Source organism: Novosphingobium sp. (assembly GCF_965214355.1).
GTDB lineage: Bacteria > Pseudomonadota > Alphaproteobacteria > Sphingomonadales > Sphingomonadaceae > Novosphingobium.
In genome coordinates this window covers 2377801-2403622 of sequence record NZ_CBDCBI010000002.1, presented here as the reverse complement: position 1 = coordinate 2403622, position 25822 = coordinate 2377801, and the positions used below count along the sequence as shown (strand labels likewise).

Below are 25822 nucleotides of genomic sequence, written 5' to 3'. Positions count from 1 at the left end.
ATCGGATCAGAAGCGCAGATGTCCGCCCAGCGAAAAAATGAGCACATGCGCCGACCTGACCTGACCGCTCATCAGCACGGGCGTTGCCACCGGGGTCCCGGCATAGGCCTCGGTCGGCGCGTCGATCGTTGCCGATTTCAGCGTGATGTAATTGAACGCGCCGTCAAGCGTCAAATTCCGCGCGACCTCGTGGCTGACGCCGGTGGCAAAGGTCCAGCGATTGCTGTCGGGCACGCGCGCATCGCGATGATCGTCGCGCACCGGCGCGATATCGCGCTGCACCCCGCCGCGCACGGTCCAGTCGCGCGCGACCGCGGCGTCCACGCCGACCGCGTAATTCCAGGTGTTGCGATAGTTTTCCGGGATCGCGGTGTTCAGCGGCTGACGCAAGGTGATCGCCGAAAAATCGCTCCAGCCAAAGCGGATGACCTGCGCATCGAGCGTGAACACGCGGTTGAGCTTGTACCGTGCGCTACCACCCAGTTGCCACGGCGTGGCAAAGGTCGCGCTTGTCGCAGTGGTGCCGTTTTCGGCCGCGAGCGGCCCCAGCAGGCCCGAAACGGCAATATCGCCCTTGAGATGATGCTTTATCGACGATTTGTAGCTGGCGCCTAGGCTGAGCCGGCCCGCCTCGATTCGGGTGCCGAGCGAATAGCCGACATCCCAGCCACGGCCCGACAGGGTCTGCTGCCCATCGGGCAGCGCGGCGGACAGGTTGGGCAGCGCGTTGCCGAACGACGCGGTGGAGTGTTCGACATTGACACCGCCACCAAAGTTCACGCCGATGCCGTTGCCAGCATCGAAATGCAGCGCAACGCTGGGCTGGATATCGATCGTGCGCAGCCGCGTGGTTTCGGCGTCATAGCGCGCAAAGCTGTTGGTGGCGTACGTGGTGGTGAAATTGTACGGCGCGCTGATCGCCAGGCCGACTGCGATCCGGCTGGTCAGCGCATGCGCAATCGCGCCCGCCGGCACCAGGCCATTGCTGATCGGGTTGCGCGTGACCGGGTTGCCGCCGACCGGGGCAGGAAGCTGGCCGGGGCGCACGATCAGGCTGCCGGTGTCAGTGACCGTCGCGCGCGGCAGGATTTCGGTCGCGTTGATCGACACATCGCCGCCGGTCATGCCGCCGATCGAGGCCGGGTTCCACCACAGGCTGTCGGCGCCGGTGTCGGCGATTTCGCCCGAATCGGCACGGCCGGTACCGCGTGTGGATTGCTCCTGAAGATAAAATCCGGCCGCATAAGCAGGTGCGGCGGCAAACAGCGCAATGCCGGCGAGCAATGCCGCCGCATAAGCACGTGAGGTGGCGCGTGAGGTGGTGCGCGTAAAGTCGGTCATGAAAAGTCCGTGATTTTTAGGGGGGAGGTTGGGGGGTATCGAACAAACAGGTTATCAGCGGATGCGCTGCCACGTCTGGGTCTTGCACAAGGGCCAGATTACGCATCCCTTGACGATCAGGGTGTTGGCGCCCGACAGCGTCATCGTGGCGCGATAGGTATGGCCGTCTTCGGGATTGTAGATCGTGCCGCCGGTCCAGCCGTTTTCGGCGCGCGCAAACCCTGTCAGCATGGCCAGGCCTTTCAGCGGCTGACCGCGCAAGGTGGCATTGGCGTTGTGTGTGTCGCGCGCGTCTGCGTTGGCGTTGATCGCGTCGGATGATTGCAGATGGCCGCAAACGCTTTGACCGCACGTCGTGATATCGACCACGCCGTGCCTGGCGGGCGTCGACCAATGCCCCAGTGCGTCATCGGCGCGGGCAAGTGCCCCTGCGGCGTGGGCAAAACCGCCCCAAAGTACCACCAGGCCCAGGATGGTGCGCGATATATCCTTGATTCTCATACATCCTCATACATGCGCCGACGCGACGGCACCGGCATTGGTGCCCGAGCGTATGACGTAAATGGTGATTGACGTATAGGGAAATTTGCACACCTTTGGGAGATCAGCGCACCGATCTCCCGGTTGACGCGTTTATCTTGTGCGGTGCCATTCCTGCGTCTTGCACGCCGGCCACACGATGCAGCCTTTCAGATCGAGTGTGTTTGGCCCGTCCATCGTGATCGTCGCCTTGTACGTACGGCCATCCTCGGGGTTGTAGACCGATCCGCCATCCCAGCCATTGGCCGTCTTGTGAAATCCGCTGAGCAGCGTGACGCCTTTCAAGGGCCGGTTGCGCTTGGCGGTATCGGTGTTGCGCGAATCTTTCTTGCCCGGTGTCGAACGGATGACATCCGATCCGATCAGCCGCCCGCATATTCCCCCGCCGCACGACCGGATATCGACGATGCCATGATCGGCCGGCGTGCCCCAGCGGCCGACCGCTGGATCGGGCTTTGCCATCGCGTCTGCCGCACCTGCCAGCAGGGCGCAGATTGCCGCGAGGCGAAGAATATTTTTCGAAGATACGGTCATGTCATAAGGCCTGTCGTGTGAGGGAAATCGGCGTAATCCGTGATGAAACACTGGCGAAAATACAAATTGACGTATAGGGAAGGTTGCAGACCTTTACAGTGCCCTGATCCGACCATGCCTGTTGCAAACGCGCGGGGTCCAAATTCGGGTGCAATCAAAACCGCAGAGGAACCACGAAATGCCTGGAATCGTCATCGCAGGGTATGCCCGGTCGCCGTTTCACCTTGCCGGCAAAGGCGCGCTGGCGCGTACCCGGCCCGATGACCTGGCCGCCGCCGTCGTGCGCGGCCTGGTCGAGCGCACCGGGGTCGATCCCTCGGCTATCGAGGACCTGGTGCTCGGCTGCGCGTTTCCCGAAGGCGAGCAGGGGCTCAATGTCGCGCGGATGATCGGCCTGCTGGCCGGGCTGCCGCTATCGGCAGGCGGGATCACGATGAACCGGTTTTGCGGCTCGTCGATGAGCGCCATCCACTATGCCGCCGGCCAGATCGCGCTGGGCGCGGGCGAAGTGTTCATCGCCGCCGGCGTCGAAGGCATGAGCCGCGTGCCGATGTCGGGGTTCAACCCGATGCCCAATCCCGCGCTTGCCAAGACCAGCAGCGCCTATATCGGCATGGGCGACACCGCCGAAAACCTGGCCACGCGCTATGCGATCGACCGCGCCGCGCAGGAAGCGTTTGCGCTGGCCAGCCAGCGCAAGGCCGCGGCCGCGATCGCTGCCGGCAACCTTTCCGATGAAATCGTAGCGATCACTACGAAAGCGGGCATGGTCGATCAGGATGGCTGCCCGCGTCCCGGCACGACTGCCGAGGCGCTTGCCGGGCTGAAACCGGCGTTCAGCGCGACCGGCACGGTGACGGCGGGCACGTCGTCGCCGCTGACCGATGGGGCCAGCGCGGTGCTGGTCACCAGCGAAGACTACGCCCGCGCGCACGGCCTGCCCATTCTGGCGCGCATCATAGGGACTGCGATTTCGGGATGCAGCCCCGAGATCATGGGCATCGGTCCGGTCGAATCGAGCCGCAAGGCGCTGGCACGTGCCGGCATCGGCGTGGCCGATCTCGATGTGATCGAACTGAACGAGGCGTTCGCCAGCCAGGCGCTGGCGTGCATCGCCGACCTCGGGCTCGACCAGGCAAAGATCAATCTCGATGGCGGCGCAATCGCGCTTGGCCATCCGCTCGGCGCGACGGGCGCGCGGATCGTGGGCAAGGCGGCGTCGCTGTTGCAGCGCACCGGCGGCCGTTATGCGCTGGCCACGCAATGCATCGGCGGCGGGCAAGGTATTGCGACCGTGCTGGAGGCGGTACGATGAACCCGGCAATCACCAAAGTCTGCGTCATCGGCGCGGGCGTAATGGGTGCCGGCATTGCCGCGCAAGTCGCCAATGCCGGCATTCCGGTGCTGTTGCTGGACATTGTTCGCGACCCTGCCGACCGCAATGCGGTGGCAACAGGCGCGCTGGCGCGGCTCCAAAAGGCAGAACCCGCGGCATTCATGTCGTCGCGCGCGGCCAAACTGGTCGAAGTCGGCAATATCGAGGACGACCTGGCGCGCGTCGCCGAATGCGACTGGGTGATCGAGGCGATCATCGAGCGGCTCGACCTGAAGCACGCGTTGTATGAAAAGCTCGACGCGGTCCGCCGGCCGGGCACGGCGGTCACGTCGAACACATCGACCATCCCGCTTGGCGCTTTGGTCGAAGGGCGCGGCGAGGCATTCGCGCGCGATTTCTTCATCACGCATTTCTTCAATCCGCCACGCTATATGCGCCTGCTCGAAGTGGTCGCAGGGCCGCAAAGCGACCCCGCGCTGGTCGCGCGTGTATCCGACTTTGCCGATCGTGCGCTGGGCAAGACGATCGTTGCGTGCAAGGATACGCCCGGGTTCCTGGCCAACCGCGTCGGCACGTTCTGGCTGCAAAGCGCGGTCAATGCCGCGATCGAACTGGGGCTGTCGGTCGAAGAGGCCGACGCGATCGCGGGCAAGCCGATGGGCGTGCCCGGTACCGGGATTTTCGGGCTGGTCGATCTGGTCGGGATCGACCTGATGCCGCATCTGAAAGCCAGCCTGACCAGCACGCTGCCCGCCGATGACCCGTACCAGGCGATCGCGCTCGATCACCCGCTGATCGACCGCATGATCGCCGACGGCTACACCGGGCGCAAGGGCAAGGGCGGGTTTTACCGCGTCAACCGCGCGGAAGGCAAACGCAAGGAGGCGATCGACCTGGCGACCGGCGAATACCGCCCGCAAGTCAAACCGGCCTCGTTGCCCGGCGTCGCGCAGAAAGACTTGCGCGCACTGCTGGCACTGCCCGGCAAAGTCGGCGCCTATGCTTGGGCGATCCTGGGCGCAACGCTCAGCTATGCTGCCGCGCTGGTTCCCGCTGCATCCGATGATGTGGTGGCGATCGACGCGGCGATGCGGCTTGGCTACAACTGGAAATACGGACCGTTCGAACTGATCGACCGGATCGGCGTTTCCGATCTTGTCGCCCGGCTGGAAGCCGAAGGCCGCGCGGTGCCCGATATCCTGCGCATCGCGGCGGGGCGCCCGTTTTATCGCATCGAGGCCGGCGTGCGGCAGGTCCTGGGCAGCGATGGCGCCTACCACGATATCGCACGCGCCGAAGGCGTTTTGCTGCTCAGCGATGTCAAGCTGACGGCAAAGCCATTGCTGAAAAATGGCTCGGCGTCGCTGTGGGACATCGGCGACGGCGTGGCCGTGCTGGAATTCACGTCGAAAATGAATGCCATCGACGGCGAAATCCTCAAGCTGATCGGGGCGGCCGTGCCGCTGGTGGCCAGCCAGTTCAAGGCTCTGGTCGTCTATAACGAGGGTAGCAATTTTTCCGCCGGGGCCAACCTTGGCCTCGCGATGTTTGCAGTGAACATCGCGGCCTGGGGCGAAATCGAAAAGCTTGTCGCGGGCGGACAGATGGCGCTCAAGGCGCTGAAATACGCGCCGTTCCCGGTGGTTGCTGCGCCTGCCGGCATGGCGCTGGGCGGCGGGTGTGAAATCGTGATGCACGCCGATGCGGTGCAGGCGCATGCCGAAAGCTATATCGGCCTGGTGGAATGCGGCGTCGGGCTGGTGCCGGGCTGGGGCGGGTGCGGCGAATTGCTGGCGCGGTGGCAGGCGATGCCGGGCCTGCCCAAAGGGCCGATGCCCGCGGTGACCAAAGTGTTCGAAACGATTTCGACCGCGACCGTATCGAAATCGGCGGCGCAGGCGATGGAACTGGGGTTCCTGCGCGCGGGCGATGGTATCTCGATGAACCGCGACCGGTTGCTTGCCGATGCCAAGGCCCGTGCACTGGCATTGGTGCCCGGCTATGCGCCGCCTGCGCCGCCCACGTTCCGCCTGCCGGGAGCCGGCGGCAAGGCTGCGATCATGCTCGCGGTCGAAGGGTTCCAGGCGCAGGGCAAGGCGACGGCGTATGATGGCGTCGTTGCAGGATACCTGGCCGACGTGCTGACCGGCGGCGAGGCCGACCTGGTCGATACCGTCAGCGAGGGCGACCTGCTGGCGCTGGAGCGCAAGGGCTTCCTGGCGCTCGTGCGCAACCCCGGAACGCAAGCGCGGGTCGAGCATATGCTGACGACCGGCAAGCCCCTTAGAAATTGAACTGAAGGACAGCCACCCATGCAGGTCTATACCCCTCCCTTGCGCGACATGCGCTTTGTGTTCAACGAGTTGCACACCGATGACGGCTTTGGCGATCTTCCCGCCTTTGCCGATGTCACGCCCGATATCGTCGATGCGGTGCTGATCGAGGCGGCAAAGCTGTGCGATGGCGTGATCGCGCCGCTCAATCTGAGCGGCGACGAAGAAGGCTGCCATTTCGAAAACGGCGTGGTGCGCACGCCCAGGGGGTTCAAGCCGGCGTGGGACCAGTTTGTCGCGGGCGGTTGGAATGCGCTGGTGCTGCCGACGCAATGGGGCGGGCAGGGCCTGCCCGAAGCGCTGGGCAAGCTGGTCGATGAAATGGTGTGCGCGGCAAACATGTCGTTCAGCCTGTATCCCGGCCTGACCAATGGCGCGATCGCGGCGATCGACGGCTATGCCGACGATGCGTTGAAAGCGACATATCTGCCCAGGATGGTCAGCGGGGAATGGTCGGGGACGATGTGCCTGACCGAGCCGCAATGCGGCACGGATCTGGGCCTGCTGCGCACGCGTGCGGATCCCGATGGCCAGGGCGGCTACAAGGTATCGGGCGCAAAGATATTCATTTCGGCGGGCGAACACGACCTGACCGACAATATCGTCCATCTGGTGCTGGCGCGCCTGCCCGACGCGCCCAGGGGCGTGAAAGGCATCAGCCTGTTTCTCGTGCCCAAACTGCTGCCCGACGCATCCGGGCAATGGTCGGTGCGCAACGGCGCGCGCTGCACCGCGATCGAGCACAAGATGGGCATCAAGGCGTCGGCGACATGCCAGATGCTGTTCGAAGACGCTACCGGGTGGCTGGTCGGCGAACCCCATCGCGGGCTCGAGGCGATGTTCACGATGATGAATGCCGAACGCGTGGGGGTGGGCATCCAGGGGCTCGGCGTCGGCGAGGCCGCTTATCAGGCGGCAGTGTGGTATGCCAAGGATCGCGGGCAGGGCCGTTCGCTGTCGGGCACGAAAAGCCCCGACAAACCGGCGGATTCGATTATCGTACATCCCGATGTGCGCCGCATGCTGCTGACGATGCGCGCCTGGAACGAAGGGTGCCGGGGCATTGCCGGCTGGGTGTCGCGCGCGCTCGATGCCGAAAAACATGGCCAGGATGCCGAAACCCGCGCGCAGGCGGCCGATTTCGTCGCGCTGATGACCCCGGTGGTCAAGGCGCTGTTCACCGACCTGGGCCTCGAAAGCGCCAGCCTGGCGGTACAGGTCTATGGCGGACATGGTTTTATCCGCGAAAGCGGGGTCGAGCAGTATATGCGCGATGCCCGGATCGCGATGCTGTACGAAGGCACCAATGGCATCCAGGCGCTCGACCTGGTCGGGCGCAAGTTGCCCGCCAACATGGGCCGCGTGCTGCGCGGGCTGTTTCACCCCATCTCGGCATTTATCGAAGACTACACCGATGCGGCGCTGGCCCCGTTCATCACCGGCCTGAAACGCGCGTTCGAAGCGTTGCAGGGCGCGACGGCGATGATCGCCGAGCGCGGCATGCGCGATCCCGAGGAAGCGGGCGCGGCGGCAACCGATTATCTGCGCCTGTTGGGGCTGGTCGCGATGGCGTATTGTTTTGCCCGCGCGGTCAAGGTGGCGCAGGCCCGGCTGACCGAAGGCACGGACGAAACGGCATTCTACACCGCGAAGATCCAGACCGCGCAGTTCTTCTTCGACCGCCTGCTGCCGCAGGCGACCGCGGCATTCCTGGCGATCAAAGCGGGCAAGGCCTCGACAATGGCGCTCGCAGAAGCGGCGTTCTGATCAATCCTCCCCGGAACGGGGAGGGGGACCACGCGAAGCAGTGGTGGAGGGGCGGCGCCTCATGGTGAAACCTTACGATGGGCCGCTGGTGAACAGCGTGTCCTGGTGAAGTGATCCCTTGGGGCTTGGCCCCTCCACCACCCTGCGGGCGGTCCCCCTCCCCGTGCCGGGGAGGATTTGTGTGGCGCGTTAAGCAGCCCCCATGCCACAAAGGGCAGGGTAGATCTTTCGTCATCACGGCACCATCTGGTGCCTTCACAACCACAGGAGAGAACCAATGGTCGAAGCACGATGGAACGGCACCCTGATCGCCAGCAGCGACGACACCGTCGTCGTTGAAGGCAATCACTATTTCCCGGCAAGCGCGGTCGACGCTTCGCTGTTGCGGCCCAGCGCGACGACGTCATTCTGCCCGTGGAAAGGCACCGCGCACTATCACACGCTCAATGTCGATGGCGCCGAAAACCGCGATGCCGCGTGGTATTACCCCGAGCCCAAGGAAAAAGCGGAAAATATCCGCGACCGCATCGCGTTCTGGAAGGGCGTGACTGTCGCGTAACGGCAGGACTAGCCGAGGGGCGCGACATCCGACATGTCCAGCCCCTCGACCTGCATGGCCCACAGCCGCTGGAACGTGCCGCCCTTTTCGAGCAGCGTCATCGGCGGGCCGTCTTCGACCACGCGGCCGTTTTCGATCACCAGGATCCGGTCGAATGCGATTACCGTCGACAGCCGGTGGGCCACGGCCAGCACCGTGCGATCCGCGACCAGCGCATCGAGCCCTTGCTGCACTTCCAGTTCGGCGCCAGTGTCGAGCGCCGCGGTCGCCTCGTCCAGCAGGACGATCCGGGCATCCTTCAGAAACGCGCGCGCGATCCCGATGCGTTGCCGCTGACCACCCGAAAGATTGGTGCCGCGTTCGCCCACCAAAGTGTCGTACCCGTCGGGCATCTGTTCGATAAAGCGGGCGCACCGCGCGGCCTGCGCCGCACGATGCACCGCCTCGTCGGTCGCATCGGGGCGGGCGAAGCGGATGTTTTCCAGGATCGACCGGTGGAACAGCAAAACTTCCTGCGGCACGACCGCCAGAGCCTTGTGCAGGCTTTCCTGCTGCACCGTGTCGACCCGCTGGCCATCGACCAGCACGGTGCCGGTCTGTGCGTCCGACAGGCGCTGCACCAGATGCAGGATCGACGATTTGCCCGCACCCGAAGGCCCGACAATACCGACTTTCTGGCCCGCCGGCACCGTGATCGACACGTCGTGGAGCACCGGCGCCTGTGGATCGTAGCCGAATGTGACGCGCTCGAGCCGGATCGATCCGTCGCCGCGCCGCAGCGGCGGCGCGCCCGGCGCGTCGACCAGCGTTTGCGGCACGCCGATCACCGACAGCGTTTCGGCCAGATAGCTCGCCTGCTGGTTCGTTTCGATCAGTGCCATCGCCAGATCGCGCGATCCATTGAGCATGCGAAAGGTCATTGCGCTGACCACCACGACATCGCCCGCCGAAATGGCGCCGGCGGACCAGCGCCACACCGCCCAGGTCAGGGTTCCGCCGACCAGCAGGACCAGCGCAAGATCGTGCAGCGCGCGAATGCCCTCGACGAAATACCAAGCCCGGCGCTGCGCCTTGGCCTCGTTCCTGAAGAACCCGCGCAGGCGCAGGGATTCGCGCTGGCGCGCCGCAAACGCTTTCACCGACCAGATATTGCTGAGGATATCGATCAATTCGCCGCTGCCGTCGCCGCTCGTCCGCGCGAAATCCTGGTGATGGCTGTCGCCCCGCGCACCCAGCCGGATCAGCGCGAGGCTGATCGCCAGGAAGAACACCGCGAGCACCGCCGCCATGGCCCAATCGATCGACACGAAAATGAGCAGCGCGCCGACGAACGTGATCAACGGCGGCAAGATCTGCAACAGGATGCGGTGGATCATCGTGGCGAACGACGCGCTGAGCGCGGACACCCGATGCCCGAGCGCGCCCGAACGCTGGCTCTGAAAGAACGACAGCTGATGCCCGATCAGATAATCGAACATGTCGAGCCTGATGCGCACGCCCGACGCCACGGTAATCAGCGCAAGCACCACCGCCGATAACCGCGCAAATCCGTTTTCGAGCACCACCAGCGCCACGAAGGCGGCCAGCGCCAGATGCACGCCCGCCAAAGTGTGGTGCGGCCCGGTCATTGCATCGATCAGCAGTTTCATCGCGTATTGGACGCCGACCGAACTGGCCGAGCCCGCGATCACGATCAGCGTGAGCAGTGCATAGGACCACGGCCTGACCGCGACGTAGTGGATCAGAAATCGCATCGGACTGGCAAGAAACGGCAACAGCGGCTCCTGTCTGGAGGCGAGCGGATTGTGCGTCGCAACACACACCGGGCAAGACTGCGCGATCGGCAATGTGACGTAAATACAATTTTCCGGACGTGTCCGAATGTGCGACCACATGTGGCCCAATTGCCCGGCCTTGCCTTGCAGCGGGCAGGAGCCGCAAGCCGCTAGTCCGTTTCGGTCACCAGCACGCCGTGGCCGGCCAGTGCAAAGCGCAGTTCCGAACTGGTCACGCGGTCGGTCACCAGGTGATCGATCGCGTCGGCGCCGGCGATGCGGATCGGCGCGGCGCGGCCGATCTTGGTGCTGTCCGCGACCAGGATCACGGTCTTGGCCTGGCGGATGATGCGGCGAGCAACGAGCACTTCGTCTGCGTCGAAATCCACGAGGTCGCCTTCGATGGTCAGCCCCGAGGTGCCGATCAGCGCCAGATCGACGCGGAAGTTGTCGATGAACTGGTCGGCCAAGGCGCCGATCACCGCACGGTCGCCCACGCGGACATGGCCGCCGACCGCGATCACGGCAATGCCCTCGTGGCCGATCAGGCAATCGACGACATTCAGGTTGTTGGTCACCACCAGCAGGTTCTTGTGAGCAGCCAGATGGCGCGCGACTGCCTCGGTGGTCGTGCCGATGTTGATGAACAACGATGCGCCTTCGGGCACGAGCGCGGCGGCGGCGGCGCCGATGCGCGCCTTGGCGCCGGCGGCCATGCCTCGCCGTTCGTCATATCGCGCATTGGCGATGCCCGACCCGAGTTCGGCACCGCCGTGGACGCGCGCGATCAGGTTGCGATCGGCCAGGTGGTTGAGATCGCGGCGGATCGTTTGCGGCGTAACGTCGAATTGCGCGGACAGGGCGGCGACATTGGCTTCGCCCGCGCGGCGCACCGCCGACAGGATCGCCGCTCTTCGCGCTGCACTGGCGCCGCGCTTAGCCACCGCGCTCAGCCATCCTGCAACGCGGCATAGAACGCGTCTACCTGGGCCTCGGTCTGCGGCAACACGTGCAGACCCATCTTGCTGCGCCGCCACAACACATCCTGCGCGGTCACCGCCCATTCGTTGCGTGCAAGATACGTCAGTTCCGCTTCGGTCAAACCGGCGCCGAAATCGCGGCCCAGGTCCTCGATCGTGCGCGCGCCGGCCAGAACGTGTTCGGTCCGGGTGCCATAGGCGCGCGCCAGCCGGCGCAGCAGCGGGCGGGGCAGACCGGGGCGCTCGTTGGCGAGTTCTGCGACATAAGCGTCGAAATCGCCGCCCGGCAGATCGCCGCCGGGCAGGACTGCGCCGGCGGTCCATGCAGGCCCGGCCATCGGAAAATGGGGGCCGAGTTTTTCCAGCGCATGTTCGGCCAGTTTGCGAAATGTGGTGATCTTGCCGCCGAACACGCTGAGCAGCGGCGCCGCGCCGTCCTGGGCATCGACATCGAGCACATAATCGCGCGTCACCGCCGACGCGCTGGCGGCATGGTCGTCGTACAGCGGGCGGATGCCCGAATATGTCCAGCGTATGTTTTCGGGGCCGATATTGACCGCGAAATAGCGCTGCACCGTCTCGAGCAGATAGTCGATTTCGCCCTGGGATATCGTCGCGGGTCCCGGCGGCGCGGTCCAGGCTTCGTCGGTGGTGCCGATCAGCGTGAATTCGCCCTCGTAGGGAATGGCAAAAACGATGCGGCGATCGGGGTTCTGCAGCATGAAGGCGTGATCGCCTTCATACAGGCGGGGCAGCACGATGTGGCTGCCCTTGATCAGGCGCACGCCGCGGGTGCGCGCGTTGCCTGTGGTTGCCGGGTCCGCGGTGCGTTGGATGACATCCTCGACCCAGGGTCCGGCCGCATTGACGATGCCGCGTGCGCGCACGGTGCGCTGCCCACGGCTGTCGGCAATGGTGGCCAGCCAGGTCTTGCCGCCGCGCCGCGCCGAAACCAGCCGGGTGCGGGTGAAGATCTGCGCGCCGCGCGCCTGCGCGTCCATCGCGTTCAGCACGACCAGGCGGCTGTCCTCGACCCAGCAGTCGGAATAGATGAACGCCTTGCTGGTGCCGGGATTGAGCCCTTTGCCCTGCGGCGCGGTGCGCAGGTCGATCGTTTCGGTCGCGGGCAGGCGTTTGCGGCCGCCCAGGTGATCGTACAGGAACAGGCCCAGCCGGACCATCCACGCCGGGCGCGGCGAATGCAGTTGCGGCAGCACGAACCGCAGCGGCCAGATGATATGCGGCGCCATGCCCCATAGCCGTTCGCGCTCGATCAACGCCTCGCGCACCAGCCGGAATTCGCCGTATTCGAGATAGCGCAGGCCGCCGTGGATCAGCTTGGTCGAGGCCGACGAGGTGTGCTGTGCCAGATCCTCGGCCTCGACCAGCATGACCGACAGACCGCGCCCGGCGGCATCGCGCGCGATGCCGGCGCCATTGATCCCGCCGCCTGCGATCAGCAGATCGACGATCACATCGTCCGTGACGTCCGGGGCTTGATCCGGAAGGGCCATGGTGAAATGCTCCGAACGGGCGCTACGCAACGCGCATCACGCAAAAAACGAATTTGAAACGAACTTGAATTCGATATAACGAACATGAAACGAAAATGCGAGAGGGCATTCCATGCGCGCGAACCATATTCTGGCGATCGACCAGGGCACCACATCGACCCGGGCCATCGTCTTTGACACCGACGCACGGCCAGTGGCCACGGCGCAGGCGGAATTCGCGCAGCATTACCCGCAGGCCGGCTGGGTCGAGCATGATCCCGAAGATATCTGGCGCGATACGCAGGCCGTGGCGCGCGAGGCCATCGCAAAGGCCGGCCTGACTGCGACGGATATCGCCGCAATCGGCATCACCAACCAGCGTGAAACCACGGTGATCTGGGACCGCGCAAGCGGCGAGACGATCCACCGCGCGATCGTGTGGCAGGACCGCCGCACGGCCGAGACGTGCCATGCGCTGAAGGCCGAGGGCCACGAGGCGCTGTTCAAGGCGCGCACCGGGCTGGTGCTCGATCCGTATTTTTCAGGCACGAAGATCGCGTGGATCCTCGACCATGTGCCTGGCGCGCGCGCGCGGGCAGAACGCGGCGAGCTGGCATTCGGCACGATCGACTGTTTCCTGCTGTGGCGCCTGACCGGCGGCAAAGTACATGCGACCGACGTGACCAACGCCGGACGCTCGCTCGTCTATGATATCCATCGCCAGCAATGGGACGAAGACCTGTGCCGCATCCTGCGTGTGCCGATGGCGATCCTGCCGCAAGTGGAGGACAACAGCCATGTGTTCGGCACGACCGCGCCCGGCCTGTTCGATGCTGCGATCCCGATTGCAGGCATGGCCGGCGATCAGCAGGCGGCGCTGTTTGGCCAGGTGTGTTTTCAGCCCGGCGAAACCAAGTCGACCTATGGCACCGGCTGTTTCATGTTGCTCAACACCGGGACAACGGCGCTGACATCGCATGGCGGATTGCTGACCACGCCGGCCTATCGGCTGAACGGTCAGATGACCTATGCGCTGGAAGGCGCGATTTTTATTGCGGGTGCGGCGGTCAAATGGCTTCGCGACGGGCTGGGCGTGATCACGCATGCCAGTCAGACTCAGGATATGGCGACCAGTGTCGAGGACGCGCATGGCGTGACGATGGTGCCGGCCTTCACCGGCCTTGGTGCGCCCCATTGGGACCCCGATGCGCGCGGCGCGATCTACGGCCTGACGCTGGGCACGACGCAGGCGCACCTGGCGCGCGCCGCGCTGGAGGCGGTCGGGTTCCAGACGCGCGATCTGGCCGTGACGATGGTCGCCGATGGCGCAAACTGGCCACCGACGCTGCGCGTGGATGGCGGCATGGCGGCCAATGACTGGCTGTGCCAGTTCCTCGCCGATCTGCTAGATACACCGGTGGAACGGCCCGAACATGTCGAAACAACCGCGCTTGGCGCGGCGTTTCATGCAGGGCTTGCGGTCGGCGTGTGGGGCGGCCTCGACGCGTTGAGCCAGACCTGGCGCCGCGGTGCACAATTTGCCCCGGCAATGGATGCGTCACGCCGGGCCAAACTCGTCGCACAGTGGCAGGATGCAGTTTCGCGAACACTGACCAAGCGATGATTCGGGCTGCCCCCGGTTCACGCAGATGCAGGATTGGGGGCGGGACAATAATGAAAAAACGCTACATTCAGGTCGGCCTCGTCATCGCCGCGCTGGCGCTGGGTCTGGCTGTGGTATCGATGTTTGCCGGTTTCGACGCCGTCCGCGTCGAACCGACCGGCCAGGCGCAGAACAGCTGAAATGTTTAATCCTCCCCGGGGCGGGGAGGGGGACCGCCCGCAGGGTGGTGGAGGGGCGGTGCGGCTGGACGCAAACCTCGCCCGATCGCGCCATCGTCGTTTGCGCCGTAGCGCGTTGCGGCGAGCGAGCGCCCGGAGGCACCGCCCCTCCACCACTGCTTCGCGTGGTCCCCCTCCCCGTGCCGGGGAGGATTTAGCCGCCCGGTGCCATCTGTTGCACGTCTTCGGCTGGCGTCAGTCCGCCGCGCGAAAAATGGCTGATGATCCGGTCGCGCAGCAGGAAGATTTTCGGGTCAGACAGGTCTTCGGCGTGGGTTTTCAGATAATAGCCAAAGCCGTCGGCGGCGATATTGGCGTAGGGCATGATCAGGTTGCCTGCCGCGATTTCGTCGGCGAACATGTCGATATCGGTCAGCAACACGCCGGTCGCGCCGATGGCGTAACGCACCGCCGAATATGCCGTGTCGAACGCCAGCCCGCCACTGGTGTCGATGTGCATCCGCTGCTGATCGGCATATGTGCTCCAGCGCAGGCCGCGCGGTTCGTCGTCGATCCTGACATGCAGCAATTCCGACGCCCGCAAGAAAGCTTCCAGCGATTTGTCCTCATGCCCGCGCCAGGTTTCTGGCGAGCACAGCGGCGCCACGCGGACCATCCACAACAGATCGGTCACGCGGTCATCGACGCTCGGCCGGTCGAACACGATCGCCATGTCGATATTGCCCGCGGGCGTGCCGATACCGTTCGAGGTGGTGACATCGATGCGGATCTCGGGATGATCGCGGCGAAACCCGTGGAGCAGCGGCAGCGCGGTCTGGTACAGTAGCGATGGCGGAATATGCAGGCGCAGTGCCGGGCTCTCGCTGTCATGGTTGCGCACGGTGTTGATCGTTTCTTCCAGCCGGTCGAGGCATTTGGCCACCACCGGCAGCAGGATCTCGCCCGCCGGCGTCAGCCGCAGGCCGTTGGCCGAGCGGTCGAACAGCGGTTTGCCGATCAGGTCTTCCAGGCTCGAGACATGGCGGCTCATCGCGCTTTGCGACACCGTCAGCGCCTGCGCGCCTGCGGTAAAGCTGAGGTGACGGCCCACCGCCTCGAAGGCGCGCAACGCGTTCAGCGGTAGCCAGCGCCGGTTGATCAAACGGGTGTTTGCGATCGTGGTGCCTCCCTTGTGAATGCCCGCCGACTATGCACTCAAACCGACGCTGCGCAACATACGCAGGGGCGCGACCAGAAAATCACATACGGCCATGACATATTGGGATTAGCGGCATCGCGCCCCGGCATGCGATCGAACCGCCGATACCATGCGCTTGGGCGCGGGCCGCATCACAAAGGAAGACGACACGTGGATCTTGCAAAGATCAGGGGCGAACTCGATAGCCGGCTGCCGGGCCACAGCCTGCCGCAGGGGTTGTACAATGATCCTGCGGTGTTTGCGTTCGATCTTGAAGCGATTTATGCGCAGTCTTGGCTAATGGCCGGATTCACTTGCGAAGTCAGCGAGCCGGGCGCCTATACCTCGATCAAGGTCGGGCCATGGCCGATCCTGATCGTGCGCGGGCGCGACGGGGTGATCCGGGGTTTTCACAATTCGTGCCGCCATCGCGGCGCAGTGCTGTGCAAGGAAGGCCAGGGCAAAAGCCCGCGCATCGTGTGCCCGTATCACAAGTGGACCTACAACCTCGATGGCTCGCTGATGAGCGCGGCGCGCATGCCCGACGATTTCGACAAGAGCGATCATGGGCTGCGGCCGGTGCGCACCGAAGTGGTCGCCGGCGTGATCTACATCTGCCTGGCCGACAATCCGCCGGCTTTCGAGCAGTTTCGCGCCGAGATGACCGAAGTGCTGGCGCCGCACGATCTTGAAAATGCCAAAGTCGCCTATTCCGAAGTGCTGCTGGAAAAGGCGAACTGGAAACTCGTGCTCGAAAACGGGCGCGAATGCTATCATTGCCAGGCGTCGCACCCCGAACTGTCGAAAACGTTCCCGGTCGGCAGCGGCGCCTATTTCGATTACAACGGTGCCGAATTCGCGCGGATTTTCGACGAACGCATGGTTGAACTGGCGCTGCCCAGCGGGCCGATCGGCGAAGACTGGTGGCAGGCGGTGCGCTTTCCGCTCAATCCCGGCATGCTGTCGATGACGATGGACGGGCAGCCGGCGTCGAAAGTGCTGATGTGCAAGCCGGGCGGCGGCGATATCGGTTCGCTGCGCTGGGCGCTGGAGCCGCACAGTTTTGCCCATGCCACGGGCGAAATGCTGTTTTTCTTCAGTGCGATGCCGCTGACCCCGCGCGAGACGCTGGTGACGGCCAAATGGCTGGTGCACAAGGATGCGGTCGCTGGCGTCGATTACGATCCCGCCACGATCAACGAACCGTGGCATTCGACCAATATCCAGGACCGTGACCTGGCCGAAAACAACCAGGATGGCGTCGACAGCCGGGGCTATGTGCCAGGGCCATATTCGCCCGAGGCGGAAATTCTCGTGCTGCGGTTTGTGGACTGGTACTGCAACAAGGCGTCGGCCTATATTGACGGCAAGTTGGGAACCAAGGGTCGTTTGCATGCCGCATGATGCCGATGCGAATTTTCATCCCGAAACGCTGGCGATCATGGCGGGGTATGACCCGGCCAGCGCCAGCGGCGCGGCCAAGCCGCCGGTCTACCTGACGTCGACCTTCGTCTACGAAAGCGCCAGCCAGGCGCGCGACATTCACGAGGCGTATTTCCTGGGCACCGGCCCCATGGCCGGGCAGCCGAACTACATCTATTCGCGCCTGTCGCATCCCAACCTGGCGATGCTCGAAACCCGGCTGGCCGCGATTGATGGCGCCGAGCGCGCGGCAGTGTTTGCCTCGGGCATGGCGGCGCACAGCGCGATTGCGCTGGCCTATGTGCGCCCTGGTGACAGCGTGCTGATGAGCCGGCCGATCTATGGCGGCACCGAGGGACTGTACAACGGGTTGATGCCGCAATTCGGCACGCATACCCTGCCGATCGTCGATGGTTGCGACGGCGCGCATATCCGCGCGCAGGCCGAGCTTGCGCTGGGCAAGGGTCCGCTGGCGCTGATCGTGATCGAAACGCCGGCCAATCCGACTGCGGCGCTGACCGATATCGCGCTGGTCGTGGCGATTGCCGATGAAATCGGTGCGCGCACGGGCAAGCGGCCGCTTGTTGTCTGCGACAACACATTTCTTGCGCCGTTTGCGCAGCGTCCGGTCGAGCTCGGCGTCGATCTGACGATGACGTCGCTGACCAAATATTGCGGCGGGCACAGCGATCTGTTGTCCGGCGGGATCAGCGGGCGCGCCGACGTGATCGCGCCGCTGCTGCAACTGCGCACGACGCTGGGCAGCCATTGCGATCCGTTTACCTGCTGGCTCGTGCTGCGCTCGCTGGAAAGCGTTGCGGTGCGCTCGCAGCGGGCGATGTCGAATGCCGTCGCGGTCGCGACGTTCCTGCGCGATCATCCCAAAGTCGCCGGTATTACCTTTCTGGGGTTCCTTGCAGACGGTACGCCCCAGCGCGCTGTCTATGACCGACAGTGCCAGGGCGCGGGATCGACATTCTCGCTGCATCTGCACGGCGGGCAGGCCGAGGCGTTCGCGCTGCTCGACAGCTTGCGGCTCGTCAAGCAGGCCGTCAGCCTGGGCGGCTCCGAAACGCTCGCCTGCCATTCGGCCACGACCACGCATTACAGCGTCCCGGCGCACGTGCGCGCCGCCGGCGGCATTACCGATGGCACGATCCGGCTTTCGGTGGGGATGGAACACCCCGATGATTTGATCGCCGACTTTGCCCAGGCCTTGGAGCACGTATGACCCGCATTCATGATGCCTTTGCGATCGACGGAAAAATTCCCGCGCCCGATGAAACGGTCGCTGTGGTCGTTGTCGGCGCCGGGCCAGCGGGCCTTGGCGCGGCGCTGGCGGCGGCGAAGGCCGGGCGCCAGGTTTTGCTGATCGATGAAAATCCGGTGGCGGCGGCGCTGGCGGGTACCGATGTGCCGCTGTGGTTTGGGGGCCGGGCAACGGCGGCGTTGCAATCGCCCGAGCGCCTGATCGAAACGCTGGTCGAAAACGAGCCGCTGATCTCCGATTGTTTCGAGGCCGGGGTCGATGTGCGACTGGGCACGACGGCCTGGGGCTTGTGGCGCAACCGTGAGGCGAGCAGCGCGATGCCGCGCGCGATGCTGGGGCTGTCCGATGGCACGGCGGCCACGACGCTCGCATTCGATACGCTGGTGCTGGCGACCGGCGCGCGCGATTGTGCACTGGGCTTTGCCGGATGGGATCAGCCGGGCGTGATGGGCGCGCTGGCGTTCGACGCGCTGGTAACGCGTTATGATGCGTTTGCGGGGCAACGGGTCGTTATCCTGGGCTCGGGCGAACTCGCGCGCAACACGGCGGCCCTGGCGCAGGCGCGCGGCATTGCGGTTGCGGCGGTGATCGAGGTGCGTGACGTTACGCAAACCGCGATTGACGGCACCACTGTGCTGACCGGCCACCGCGTGATCCGTGCCGAGGGCGGGATCGACGGCGTCGAGGCGCTGATCGTGGCCGATGCGCACGGTGTGGAGAGCACGATCGTGTGTGACACGGTGATCATGGCAGTCGATGCCGTACCTGCAATCGAACTCGCCGAAGTCGCCGGTGCCAACGTAACGACCGAACCGCTGCGCGGCGGCGCGGTCATTCCGGGCGGCGCGGGCGAGATCCTGCCCGGTATCTGGCTGGCAGGCGCGGTGACAGGGCTGACAGGATCGCGGGACGCTGCGCTGGAACAGGGTCGTAACGTTATGGCGCTGGCGCTGGGCGAAACTACCAGGTTGCCTGCGCACGCCGACGAATTCGACCGCATGGCGTATCGTAACGACTGGTTGCGGGCCTTTGTCGCGACCAGCCCTGACACCACGATGGTCTGCCAGTGCGAGGACGTGACGCGCGCCGATCTGATCGGGGTGCAGCCGCCCAAGTATCTCGAACGCGGTGAGGCGATTTGCAAACGCTCGCTTGGCACGCTGCTCGAGGACGGACCGCCCGATGCCGAGCAGGTCAAGCGCCTGACCCGCGCGGGCATGGGCGTGTGCCAGGGCCGGCGCTGCCGCGAACAGGTGTCGTTGCTGCTGGCGATGGCCGCCAACCTGCCGCCCAAATCCGCGCCGCGCGGCAACTGGCGCGTGCCGGTGCGTCCGGTGCCGCTGAATGTGATGGCCGACTGGCAGGAATCGGCGGCGATGACCGCCGGATGGGACGTCTGGTTCGGCATCCGCTCGCAATGGATTCCCTACAAGGACATCGGCACGCCCGAAGAGGCGCGCAAAATGGCCGAAATTCAGGGGAGCGGACACCTGTGAGCACGCATTATGATGTGATCGTGGTCGGCGGCGGCGTAACCGGGCTGTCATCGGCCTGGTGGCTGGCGCGCGACGGTTTGCGCGTGCTCGTGCTCGACAAGGGTGTCGTTGGTGCGGAGGCCTCGAGCCGCAACGGCGGCGGTTGCAGCCATTACCAGAGCCCGCTGTTCCTCGAAGAACAGCGGCTATGGCCGATGATGGACGAATTGCTTGGCTATCCGACCGAACATTCGCCCGAGCGCGTGATCATCGCGACCAACCAGCACAATCTCGACCATTATCATTTCATCGCCGGCATGTGCGATGAAATGGGTTACCGTGTCGATCGGCTCGATCCGCAGCAGGCGCGCGAACTGGTGCCGATCGCGGGCGACAATTGCCTGGGCGGCATTCACTATCGTTTTGGCGGCCATGCCAATCCGCAACGCACGGTGCAGGCTTATGCCTGGGCGCTGCAGGACCTGGGCGGGCGGATCATCCAGCATTGCCCGGTGCTGACGATCGACAGCTCGGGCGGCACAGTTACTGGCGTGACGACGCCGCAGGGTTCGTTCACATGCGGATCGCTGGTCGTGGCGGCTGGACCGCAGATCATGGCGCTGCTCGAACCGCTGGGCATTCATGTGCCGCTGGTGGCGGCGCGTGCGGAAATGATCGTGACCGAGCCGGCGCCGCTGATGAAATACGGCGGCGTGGATGGCAACGGCTTGTATGGGCGGCAGACGATGCGCGGCAATCTCGCGTTCGGCGGCGGCCCGCACGAATGGATCGACACCAGCCCCGAAGGCGTGCGCGCCCGCCCGACGACGCCGCTGTCGCGCAACCTGGCCCGGCGCGTTGCCGAACTGTTTCCCAAGGCGGCGCATCTGAATGTGATCCGCTCGTGGGCCGGAATCATCGAAAACACCCCCGATGGGCGCCCCGCGATCGATCGTGTCGGTAACGTCACGGTTGCTTCGATGTCGGGCGTCGGGTTCGGCCTGTCGCCTGCGACCGGGCACGCGGTGCGCGATCTTGTGGTCGACGGGCAGTGCTCGTTTGCCGAGATTTCGAAACTGGGTCTGGCGCGGTTTGACAACCTGGCGCCCGACTGGCGTGAAACACAGGGCTGGTTGCCGCTGGAGGCCGCGTAAATCATGGGAGCAGGCCGGTATTCTGCGCTTGGGCTGTTGCGCGGCGCGCTCGGCGGGCATCGTCATTGGGGTCGCGCCTGGCGCGCGGGCGAGCCGAACGGCCCGTACGATGTGATCCTGATCGGCGGCGGCGGGCATGGCCTGGCGACGGCCTATTACCTGGCGAAGGAACACGGGATCAAGCGGATCGCCGTGCTTGAAAAATCCTACATCGGCGGCGGCAACACCGGGCGCAACACGACGATCGTGCGTTCCAATTATCGCCAGCCGCAATTGCAGCGCCTGCTCGAATACTCGCTGAAGCTGTGGCACGGACTGTCGGACGAGCTCAATTACAATGTGATGTTTTCGCCGCGCGGCGCGCTGTTCCTCGGGCACAGCGATGCCGATATGGCGAAGCTGGCCGAGCGCGGCGACGCGTTGATCGCGATGGGCATCGATGCCGACCTGATCGACCGCGATGCGGTGGCAAAGCTGCTGCCGTTGCTCGACATGCGCCGCGATGCGCGCTGGCCGATTGCGGGGGGGCTGATCCAGCGGCGCGGCGGGACCGCGCGCCATGATGCGGTCGCGTGGGGGTATGCCCGCGCGGCCGACAATCTGGGCGTCGATATCATCGAGAACTGCGAAGTGACCGGGTTCCTGCGCGAGGGCAATCGCGTGACCGGCGTTACCACCACGCGCGGCAATATTGCGGCCGGGCGCACCGGGATCTGCGTTGCCGGCAACAGCGGCACCGTGGCGGGGATGGCAGGGCTCAAACTGCCGATCGAGGCGCACACCTTGCAGGCCTGGGTGACCGAACCGGTCAAGCCGATGGTCGATACCGTGGTCATGTCGCAATCGCTGCACTGCTATTTTTCGCAGAGCGACAAGGGCGGCATGGTCGGCGGCGGCGATCCCGATTTCTTTCCCAGCTACGCCCAGCGCGGCGCGCCGGTGCGGCTGGAAGATTCGATCGTCCAGGCAATCGCGCTGATGCCCGCGCTGTCGCGGCTGCGCATGGTCCGCTCGTGGGCGGGCGTGACCGACATGAGTTTCGACGGGTCGCCGATCATCGGCAACACCCCGCTCGATGGCCTCTATCTGAATGGTGGCTGGTGTTACGGCGGGTTCAAGGCGACGCCCGGATCGGGCAAGCTGTACGCGCATCTGCTCGCCACTGGCGAAAGCCATCCGATCGCCGCGCCGTTCGATCTCGCCCGCTTTGCCGCGGGCCGCACGATCGATGAACTCGGCGCCGGCCCGATGCCGCAGAACCGCTGAGGGGGCCAGACATGCTACAGATCCCATGCCCCCATTGCGGGCCGCGCAATCAGGAAGAATTCGCGTATGAACGCAGCGTCGACAGCGTCGTGCAGCTCGACGATGCCGCAGATGTCGCGATGACGGCGTTGTTTTCACGCGCCAATCTGCGCGGCGAAGATCAGGAAATCTGGAGCCATATGTGTGGCCAGTGGCTCCGCCTGACGCGCGACCGGATGACCCACGCGATCAGCGACGTGGTGCCGCTATGAGGCGCGACGGTTCGGGCATTTCCGCCAGTCAGATCGCGTTTACGTTCGACGGCAAACGCTATGTGGGACAGGCGGGTGATACCCTTGCCGCCGCGCTGGTCGCCAATGGCGTCAAGCTGATCGCGCGCAGTTTCAAATACCACCGCCCGCGCGGTGTCGTCGCGATGGGCGTCGAAGAACCGTCCGCGCTCGTCACTGTCGGGACCGGCCTGCACACCGAGCCGAATGTGCGTGTCAGCGATGTGTTCCTGTACGAGGGCCTGGTCGCGACCAGCCAGAACGTGTGGCCATCGCTGAAGTTCGATGTCGGCGTGGTCAATTCGCTGCTGTCGCCGATGTTGCCCGCCGGATTCTACTACAAGACGTTCTTCGGCCCGCCGAGGCTCTGGATGTTTTACGAGGGGTTCATTCGCCGGGCGGCAGGATTGGGCAAGCCGCCGCAGGGGCCCGATCCCGACCGCTATGGCCACCGCGCCGCGTTTTGCGATCTGCTGGTGGTGGGCGCAGGGCCCGCCGGGCTGGCGGCGGCGCTTGGTGCGGCAGACGCGGGCAAGCGCGTTATTCTGGTCGAGCAGGATGCCGTGCCGGGTGGCAGTCTGCTGCGCGAAACCGTGACGATCGATGGCACGGCCGGCGCACCATGGGGCGCGCAAGTCGTTGCGCGCATCCGCGCGGCCGGCGGCCGTGTGCTGATGCGCACGACCGCGACCGGGCATTGGGACGACAATTTCGTGACTGCCGTGGAGCGGCGGGTCGAGCCGGGCCAAACCGGCGGCGATCCGGCCCAGGTGCTGTGGAATATCCGGTGCGGCGAAGTGATCCTGGCGACAGGCGCGCTCGAACGGCCGCTGGTGTTTGCCGAAAACGACGTGCCTGGCGTGATGCTGGCGAGCGCGGCGCGCGCACTCGCGCTGCGCCACGGCGTTGCGCCCGGCGCGCGTGCGGTGATCGCGACCAGCCATGACGAGGCCTATCGCACCGCCTTTGCGCTGGCGGGCGTGGGTGTGGACATCGTCGCGATCCTCGACAGTCGGGCGGCACCCGACGGCGCGATCGTGGCGGCGGCGCGGGCGAGATTTCCGGTATTTGCCGATGCGCGGCCTTTGCGCGGATTGAAGCGCCAGAATGCATTGACCGGTGTCGAGGCGTCGATCGGCGGCAATATCCAGAAGTTTACCGCCGATTGCCTGGCGGTATCGGGTGGAATGAGCCCGGTGTTGCACTTGCATCGCATGGCGGGCGGTGCGCTCGATTACGATGCGGCGCGCGGCGCGTTCATGCCTGGCGCGGGGCGGCAGAACCAGATCACGATCGGCGCGGCGGCGGGTGAGCACGATTTGTCGGCCATCCTGCCCCACGCCTTGATCGACGATCCGCTGGGTCCGAACGGGCCGGCGTCGCCGGGGCCGATCTGGCGCGGTGAGGCAAAGGGCAAGGCGTTCGTCGATTTCCAGAACGATGTGACCACCGGCGATATCGCGCTGGCGCAGCGCGAAGGCTATGTCTCGGTCGAACACACCAAGCGCTATACGACACTGGGCATGGGCACCGATCAGGGCAAGCTGGGCGCGATGGTTGCGCTGGCGCAGATTGCCGATGTGCGCGGGCTGCCGCTGCCCGAGGCCGGGCTGACGACATTCCGCCCGCCCTATACGCCGGTGACATTGGGCGCCTTTGCCGGCCCGATGCGCGACGAACACGCCGCGCCGATCCGCCGCTTGCCGCTGGCCGCGGCCCACGACGCGCTGGGCGCCTTGTGGGTGCCGGCCGGCGCGTGGATGCGGCCGCGCGCGTATCCCGTGCCCGGTGAAAGCCTGGGCACGGCGAGCCTGCGCGAGGCGCGGATGGTGCGCGCCAGCGTCGGGCTGGTCGATGTGTCGAGCCTGGGCAAATTCGAGATTGCCGGGCCCGATGCGCTGAAACTGGTCAATGCCGTGTGCGCCACACCGCAGGCAAAGCTGGCGATCGGGCGCGGGCGCTATACCGTGATGTGCCGCGAAGACGGCATCGTGATGGACGACGGCACGCTGTGGCGGCTTTCCGAGGATCGCTGGCTGCTGACCAGTTCGAGCGGCGGCGCGGCGCGGATGGCGCGGCATCTGACGTATGTCACCGATGTGCTGCTGGGCGGGCCACAAGTCGCGGCGATCAATCTGAGCGAGCATTGGGCGGGCATCGCGCTGGCCGGTCCGAAATCGGCGGTCATGCTGGCCGATCTGATCGGCGCGCCGGCGCCGGTGCATATGGGATTGATGCCGGCGACGATCGCCGGGATTGGCGTGCGTGTGCTGGCGGCGAGTTACAGCGGCGAGCGCGCGTTCGAAGTGCATGTGCCGGGCCATCAAGCGCCTGTCGTGTTCGCTGCCCTGCTAGAAGCCGCGCAGAGCCTGGGCGGCGGGGTCTATGGCCTGGATGCCATGGACCATCTGCGCGTGGAAAAAGGCCATGTGGTGATCGGCGCAGAGGCCGACGGGCGTGCTATTCCGTCGGATCTGGGTCTGGGCGGCATGCTGCGCAAGGCAGGCGGATATATCGGCTGGCAGGGACTGACCCGGCCTTCGATGGCCGACACGGCAGGCCGCCGGCAATTGATCGGCGTGACCTCGCTGAACGGCGCGCAAATTCCCGAAGGCGCGATGCTGGTCGCGCGCGAGGGCGAAGAACCTGTCGGGCATGTCACTACGGCCGCGCCGCGCGTCGCCGGGGACGGCGGCATCGGCCTGGGCCTGCTGGTCGATGGCGAGGCGCGGCATGGCGAGACGCTATATGCCTGGTCGCCGACGCGCAAACAGACGGTGCCGGTCAAGATCGGTGCGCCGGTGTTCTATGATGCCGAAGGGGCGCGCTATCGTGACTGACATGGTCGTTACCCCTGCCGAAACACTGCTGTCGCTCGATCTGTGGGATGCGCGCGATGCGTATCTCGGCGATATCGCGCTTCCCGCGCCGGGCCGCGCACTGTCCACCGCCGGCGGGATGATCCTGCGCGTCGGGCCGAAGCGGTGGTGGCTCGATGGCGCGTTCGTCGCGGCCGATGTGACCGCCGTGCTCGCCGGGCGCGGCGTGGTTACGCCCAATGCCGGCGGATGGCGGCGCGTGCGGCTGACGCGCGACTGGCGCGATCTGATCATGCAGAGCGGGCTGTTCGATGCGGAAACACCGGCGTTTGGGCCAGGATCGGTCGCGATGACTGCGCTGTGCCATGCGCCATGCGTGCTGCATGTGGTGGCCGAGAATACATGCGAGGTTTTCGTTCCGGCCAGCTATGCCGGGCACGTGCTCGCGCATTGGGAGCATTTGGGGCAGCATTTGGGCTGGCAACAAGGAATGCACGGGTAATCGCCCG

Annotated in this window: 21 protein-coding genes; 14 read left to right on the top strand and 7 right to left on the bottom strand. The window is 65.5% G+C overall.

The window, feature by feature from the left end; all coding sequences use genetic code 11:
- Positions 1–6 precede the first annotated feature (6 nt).
- The 3 genes from ACOOE2_RS11305 to ACOOE2_RS11295 form a co-directional block, all read right to left on the bottom strand.
- The gene (locus ACOOE2_RS11305; protein ID WP_420383103.1) at positions 7–1341 is read right to left on the bottom strand and encodes an OmpP1/FadL family transporter; all 1335 of its coding nucleotides are present in this window, start codon (positions 1339–1341) and stop codon (positions 7–9) included.
- 54 nt (positions 1342–1395) lie between these two features.
- Positions 1396–1842, bottom strand: coding sequence for a DUF2147 domain-containing protein (locus ACOOE2_RS11300; protein WP_420383102.1), 447 nt, complete (start codon positions 1840–1842; stop codon positions 1396–1398).
- Between the two features lie 132 nt (positions 1843–1974).
- Complete coding sequence (locus ACOOE2_RS11295; RefSeq protein ID WP_420383101.1) at positions 1975–2415, bottom strand: DUF2147 domain-containing protein; 441 nt, start codon at positions 2413–2415, stop codon at positions 1975–1977.
- 178 nt (positions 2416–2593) lie between these two features.
- Here ACOOE2_RS11295 and ACOOE2_RS11290 point away from each other — a divergent pair, with 178 nt between their 5' ends.
- The 4 genes from ACOOE2_RS11290 (at position 2594) to ACOOE2_RS11275 (ending at position 8410) form a co-directional block, all read left to right on the top strand.
- Positions 2594–3730 carry a thiolase family protein gene (locus ACOOE2_RS11290; protein ID WP_420383100.1) on the top strand — a complete coding sequence of 379 codons (1137 nt, stop codon included), beginning with the start codon at positions 2594–2596 and terminating at the stop codon, positions 3728–3730.
- The gene (locus ACOOE2_RS11285; protein WP_420383099.1) at positions 3727–6045 is read left to right on the top strand and encodes a 3-hydroxyacyl-CoA dehydrogenase NAD-binding domain-containing protein; all 2319 of its coding nucleotides are present in this window, start codon (positions 3727–3729) and stop codon (positions 6043–6045) included. The genes ACOOE2_RS11290 and ACOOE2_RS11285 overlap by 4 nt, the downstream gene beginning before the upstream one ends.
- A gap of 18 nt (positions 6046–6063) precedes the next feature.
- The gene (locus ACOOE2_RS11280; RefSeq protein ID WP_420383098.1) at positions 6064–7851 is read left to right on the top strand and encodes an acyl-CoA dehydrogenase C-terminal domain-containing protein; all 1788 of its coding nucleotides are present in this window, start codon (positions 6064–6066) and stop codon (positions 7849–7851) included.
- 277 nt (positions 7852–8128) lie between these two features.
- Positions 8129–8410, top strand: a complete 282-nt coding sequence (locus tag ACOOE2_RS11275; RefSeq protein ID WP_420383097.1) for a DUF427 domain-containing protein — start codon at positions 8129–8131, stop codon at positions 8408–8410.
- An 8-nt stretch (positions 8411–8418) separates the two neighbouring features.
- Here the strand turns inward: ACOOE2_RS11275 and ACOOE2_RS11270 are convergent, their stop codons facing one another.
- The 3 genes from ACOOE2_RS11270 to ACOOE2_RS11260 form a co-directional block, all read right to left on the bottom strand.
- Positions 8419–10185, bottom strand: coding sequence for an ABC transporter ATP-binding protein (locus tag ACOOE2_RS11270; protein WP_420383096.1), 1767 nt, complete (start codon positions 10183–10185; stop codon positions 8419–8421).
- A 170-nt stretch (positions 10186–10355) separates the two neighbouring features.
- The gene (locus ACOOE2_RS11265; RefSeq protein ID WP_420383095.1) at positions 10356–11129 is read right to left on the bottom strand and encodes a DeoR/GlpR family DNA-binding transcription regulator; all 774 of its coding nucleotides are present in this window, start codon (positions 11127–11129) and stop codon (positions 10356–10358) included.
- A gap of 5 nt (positions 11130–11134) precedes the next feature.
- A complete protein-coding gene (locus tag ACOOE2_RS11260; RefSeq protein ID WP_420383094.1) occupies positions 11135–12679 on the bottom strand; it encodes a glycerol-3-phosphate dehydrogenase in 1545 nt (514 codons plus the stop codon).
- A gap of 112 nt (positions 12680–12791) precedes the next feature.
- On the opposite strand from ACOOE2_RS11260, the gene glpK reads away from it, so the two are divergent.
- Together glpK and ACOOE2_RS11250 are read left to right on the top strand one after the other, a co-directional pair.
- Entirely contained in the window at positions 12792–14282 is a 1491-nt protein-coding gene (gene glpK, locus ACOOE2_RS11255) for a glycerol kinase GlpK (RefSeq protein WP_420383093.1), read from the top strand.
- Between the two features lie 50 nt (positions 14283–14332).
- Entirely contained in the window at positions 14333–14461 is a 129-nt protein-coding gene (locus tag ACOOE2_RS11250) for a hypothetical protein (RefSeq protein WP_420383092.1), read from the top strand.
- 193 nt (positions 14462–14654) lie between these two features.
- Here ACOOE2_RS11250 and ACOOE2_RS11245 read toward each other — a convergent pair whose 3' ends face one another.
- Positions 14655–15602: a LysR family transcriptional regulator gene (locus ACOOE2_RS11245; RefSeq protein WP_420383091.1), complete on the bottom strand. Its 948-nt coding sequence runs from the start codon at positions 15600–15602 to the stop codon at positions 14655–14657.
- A gap of 207 nt (positions 15603–15809) precedes the next feature.
- Here ACOOE2_RS11245 and ACOOE2_RS11240 point away from each other — a divergent pair, with 207 nt between their 5' ends.
- From ACOOE2_RS11240 to ACOOE2_RS11205, 8 genes are read left to right on the top strand one after another with little or no spacing between them, the layout of a single operon-like run.
- Entirely contained in the window at positions 15810–17042 is a 1233-nt protein-coding gene (locus ACOOE2_RS11240) for an aromatic ring-hydroxylating oxygenase subunit alpha (protein WP_420383090.1), read from the top strand.
- Positions 17032–18291, top strand: a complete 1260-nt coding sequence (locus ACOOE2_RS11235) for a cystathionine gamma-synthase family protein (RefSeq protein WP_420383089.1) — start codon at positions 17032–17034, stop codon at positions 18289–18291. Before ACOOE2_RS11240 ends, ACOOE2_RS11235 begins: the two co-directional genes overlap by 11 nt.
- A complete protein-coding gene (locus tag ACOOE2_RS11230) occupies positions 18288–19826 on the top strand; it encodes an FAD-dependent oxidoreductase (RefSeq protein ID WP_420383088.1) in 1539 nt (512 codons plus the stop codon). The genes ACOOE2_RS11235 and ACOOE2_RS11230 overlap by 4 nt, the downstream gene beginning before the upstream one ends.
- Positions 19823–20959: an NAD(P)/FAD-dependent oxidoreductase gene (locus ACOOE2_RS11225; RefSeq protein ID WP_420383087.1), complete on the top strand. Its 1137-nt coding sequence runs from the start codon at positions 19823–19825 to the stop codon at positions 20957–20959. Before ACOOE2_RS11230 ends, ACOOE2_RS11225 begins: the two co-directional genes overlap by 4 nt.
- A 3-nt stretch (positions 20960–20962) precedes the next feature.
- On the top strand, positions 20963–22225 hold the full coding sequence (locus tag ACOOE2_RS11220; RefSeq protein ID WP_420383086.1) for a sarcosine oxidase subunit beta family protein: 1263 nt from the start codon (positions 20963–20965) through the stop codon (positions 22223–22225).
- An 11-nt stretch (positions 22226–22236) separates the two neighbouring features.
- The gene (locus ACOOE2_RS11215; protein ID WP_420383085.1) at positions 22237–22476 is read left to right on the top strand and encodes a sarcosine oxidase subunit delta; all 240 of its coding nucleotides are present in this window, start codon (positions 22237–22239) and stop codon (positions 22474–22476) included.
- On the top strand, positions 22473–25334 hold the full coding sequence (locus ACOOE2_RS11210; RefSeq protein WP_420383084.1) for a 2Fe-2S iron-sulfur cluster-binding protein: 2862 nt from the start codon (positions 22473–22475) through the stop codon (positions 25332–25334). Before ACOOE2_RS11215 ends, ACOOE2_RS11210 begins: the two co-directional genes overlap by 4 nt.
- A gap of 1 nt (position 25335) precedes the next feature.
- A complete protein-coding gene (locus ACOOE2_RS11205; protein WP_420384600.1) occupies positions 25336–25815 on the top strand; it encodes a sarcosine oxidase gamma subunit in 480 nt (159 codons plus the stop codon).
- Positions 25816–25822: the final 7 nt, after the last annotated feature.

What these genes read in the sequence shown, in the direction of transcription:
- ACOOE2_RS11285 (WP_420383099.1), top strand. Translation starts at nt 3,727, where the DNA reads ATGAACCCGGCAATCACCAAAGTCTGCGTCATCGGCGCGGGCGTAATG.
- ACOOE2_RS11230 (WP_420383088.1), top strand. Translation starts at nt 18,288, where the DNA reads ATGACCCGCATTCATGATGCCTTTGCGATCGACGGAAAAATTCCCGCG.
- ACOOE2_RS11275 (WP_420383097.1), top strand. Translation starts at nt 8,129, where the DNA reads ATGGTCGAAGCACGATGGAACGGCACCCTGATCGCCAGCAGCGACGAC.
- ACOOE2_RS11260 (WP_420383094.1), bottom strand. Translation starts at nt 12,679, where the DNA reads ATGGCCCTTCCGGATCAAGCCCCGGACGTCACGGACGATGTGATCGTC.
- ACOOE2_RS11210 (WP_420383084.1), top strand. Translation starts at nt 22,473, where the DNA reads ATGAGGCGCGACGGTTCGGGCATTTCCGCCAGTCAGATCGCGTTTACG.
- ACOOE2_RS11305 (WP_420383103.1), bottom strand. Translation starts at nt 1,341, where the DNA reads ATGACCGACTTTACGCGCACCACCTCACGCGCCACCTCACGTGCTTAT.
- ACOOE2_RS11300 (WP_420383102.1), bottom strand. Translation starts at nt 1,842, where the DNA reads ATGAGAATCAAGGATATATCGCGCACCATCCTGGGCCTGGTGGTACTT.
- glpK (WP_420383093.1), top strand. Translation starts at nt 12,792, where the DNA reads ATGCGCGCGAACCATATTCTGGCGATCGACCAGGGCACCACATCGACC.
- ACOOE2_RS11205 (WP_420384600.1), top strand. Translation starts at nt 25,336, where the DNA reads ATGGTCGTTACCCCTGCCGAAACACTGCTGTCGCTCGATCTGTGGGAT.
- ACOOE2_RS11295 (WP_420383101.1), bottom strand. Translation starts at nt 2,415, where the DNA reads ATGACCGTATCTTCGAAAAATATTCTTCGCCTCGCGGCAATCTGCGCC.
- ACOOE2_RS11290 (WP_420383100.1), top strand. Translation starts at nt 2,594, where the DNA reads ATGCCTGGAATCGTCATCGCAGGGTATGCCCGGTCGCCGTTTCACCTT.
- ACOOE2_RS11280 (WP_420383098.1), top strand. Translation starts at nt 6,064, where the DNA reads ATGCAGGTCTATACCCCTCCCTTGCGCGACATGCGCTTTGTGTTCAAC.
- ACOOE2_RS11220 (WP_420383086.1), top strand. Translation starts at nt 20,963, where the DNA reads ATGGGAGCAGGCCGGTATTCTGCGCTTGGGCTGTTGCGCGGCGCGCTC.
- ACOOE2_RS11250 (WP_420383092.1), top strand. Translation starts at nt 14,333, where the DNA reads ATGAAAAAACGCTACATTCAGGTCGGCCTCGTCATCGCCGCGCTGGCG.
- ACOOE2_RS11235 (WP_420383089.1), top strand. Translation starts at nt 17,032, where the DNA reads ATGCCGCATGATGCCGATGCGAATTTTCATCCCGAAACGCTGGCGATC.
- ACOOE2_RS11215 (WP_420383085.1), top strand. Translation starts at nt 22,237, where the DNA reads ATGCTACAGATCCCATGCCCCCATTGCGGGCCGCGCAATCAGGAAGAA.